This window comes from Microcoleus sp. AR_TQ3_B6, from assembly GCF_036702785.1.
Classification (GTDB): domain Bacteria; phylum Cyanobacteriota; class Cyanobacteriia; order Cyanobacteriales; family Microcoleaceae; genus Microcoleus.
In genome coordinates this window covers 1-2,627 of record NZ_JAUBVJ010000210.1, presented here as the reverse complement: position 1 = coordinate 2,627, position 2,627 = coordinate 1, and the positions used below count along the sequence as shown (strand labels likewise).

At 49.9% G+C, this 2,627-nt stretch carries 1 protein-coding gene; it reads left to right on the top strand.

Annotated elements, in window-relative coordinates; all coding sequences use genetic code 11:
• Positions 1-2,627: phage tail protein (locus QUB56_RS36685; protein WP_445243451.1), on the top strand; the 2,627-nt coding region annotated here is incomplete at both ends.

Here is a 2,627-nt window from a genome sequence, read left to right as displayed (position 1 = left end):
TCAGCTCAAAATGACCCTGGCTTCAAGGCAGTAGTAAATAGCACCAAGAGTGTCGCCGCCCAGGAAAAAAACCATCCCCCAGCCGGGAAAAAATCAGCCGAAGCGCAAGCAGCAGCAGTATCTCCAGCCAACGAGGTAGAAAGCAAAGCCCAGGACAAGCAGGTTCAGGAAATGAACCAGCAGCAGCCAGGACAATTCAATGCTGGTGCTTTCAAAGCAGCGCTGATGGAAAAAATCTCTGCTGCTACCCCCCAAACTCTCGAAGAAGCCGACAAATTCAAAGACCAAAATAAACTCGACTCGGTGAAGGGCGACTTGTCCTCCCAAGTTGGAGAGGAGAAGAAGCAAGCAGCTAACCCCATCGAAGAAAAAGCCAAGGAACAACCCGATACTAGCGGCATTGTGCCCAAATCCGTCACCGCACTACCACCGAAACAAGCAGGTAAAGCACCGTCTGATATCGGTGCGGATAAAGCCGCGCCTAAGCCTAAGTCGCAATCTGAAGTTTCCCTGCAAGCCGTTCGTAAATCTATCGACAAGCAGATGGCAGATGCCAAGATTACCGATAACCAACTGGCGAAGGCGAACGAACCGCAATTCCAGTCGGCATTACAATCCAAGAAAACAGCCCAAACTCACGCCAATACAGCACCAAACGCCTACCGCCAGCAAGAGCAAGGGATAGTTACCCAGGCGCAAGCTCAAGCGCAGACGACAGCGCAAACTCAATTGCAGGGAATGCACGGCGAGAGGGAGCAACTGTTAACCCAGGTAGTCGGACTTCAGACAGATACCAAAGGGCAAGACGAGCAAAAACGCTCCCAGGTCGCTAACCACATTCAAGGAATTTACAACAATACTAAACAGAAAGTCGAAACGGCGCTCAGTCAACTCGATGGAGAAGTCAATCAACAGTTTGACTCCGGTGCTGCTGCTGCCTTGACGCAGTTTGAGAATTATGTTGACCAACGGATGAAGCGCTACAAAGACGAGCGCTACAGTGGCTTAGTAGGCAAAGGCAAATGGGTAAAGGACAAACTGTTCGGTATGCCTAGCGAGGTAAACGCCTTCTATCAGGAAGGCAAGAGTCAGTTCCTCGCCAGCATGAGCCAAACCATCGACAAAATTGCCAACAATGTAGCAACTAAGCTGAATTCCGCGAAAGCCGAGATTGCCAAGGGTAGGCAGGAAATCCAGAAATACGTTGCTTCTTTAGACCCATCTCTGCGGCAAGTCGGGCAAGAAGCGGCACAGAATATTCAAAGTAAGTTTGATGAGTTAGAGCAAAGCGTCGATAACAAGCAAAATGAGTTGATTGACAACCTAGCGCAGAAGTACAACGAGAATCTGCAAGCGCTGGATACCCAGATTAATGAAATGAAGGCCCAAAATCGCGGCCTCATGAACAAGGCGATGGACGCGATGGGTGGGGCAATCAAAATCATCCTGGAAATGAAGAACATGCTGATGGGCGTGTTGGCAAAAGCAGGGGGTGCAGTTGACAAGATTATCCTCGATCCAATTGCTTTCCTGGGCAATCTGGTGGGGGGTCTGAAGCAAGGCTTCCAGAACTTTCAGGCGAATAGCGAACAGCATCTCCAGAAGGGGATGGTGGGCTGGCTGACGGGCACACTGGCTTCAACAGGGGTTGAGATGCCGGAGAGTTTTGACATGAAGGGCATCTTTAGCCTGGTGACGCAGGTACTGGGAACCACTTATCAGGCTATCAGACCGCGAGCCGTTAAGGCGATCGGCAAGAACGGAGAGGAGTCCGTCAGCGCTTTAGAATCTAACTTCGAGATGTTTGTAATCTTGAAGAATGAAGGAGTGGGGGGTCTGTGGCAGTTTATACAGGATAAGATTGGCGACCTGAAGTCGATGGTGATTGACACCATCAAGAGTTTCGTCATCGAGACGGTGATTAAGCAGGGGATAATGTGGATTCTCAGCTTGTTGAATCCGGCTAGTGCGTTCGTCAGGGCGTGCAAGGCAATTATTGACATCATCACGTTCTTTATTCAACGGGGAAGTCAGATTGTCGAGTTAGTGAATGCGGTGATTGAGTCGGTGACGGCTATTGCTAACGGTGCAGTTGGTGGGGCGGCGAAGGCTATAGAGAATGCCATGTCTAAGGCGCTACCCGTGATGATCGGCTTTATGGCGAGTTTGTTGGGCTTGGGCGGCATTACCGACAAGATTCAAAACATTATTAAGAGGGTAAGAGGGCCGATTGATAAGGCGATCGATTGGGTGATTGGTAAAGCAACCAAGCACGCCAAAGGCTTCGGCAACAAGTTCAAGGATACCAAGTTTGGCAAGAAGGCAGTAGGCATCCACGAGTCGGCTCGTCAGAAGAAGGAAGCGGCACACCAGTGGATTAACGATAAGAAGGAAGCTGGCAAGAAGTATGTTGAAGGTAAGAAGGAAGCACTGAAGCAGGGGATTTTAGATCAGAAGGACAAGCTTACCAATAACAAGCTGGTTAAGAAGTTAGCGGCTGCAGACGAGTGGGCTAACAAGAAAATGACCAGCTTGCACAATAAGTGGAATGCGGTGAAGAGTTTGCCGGGTAAGAAGCTGGAAGCTTTGGGTGAAAAGGCAGGGGGTTTGTGGGGAACTGCGAAGGA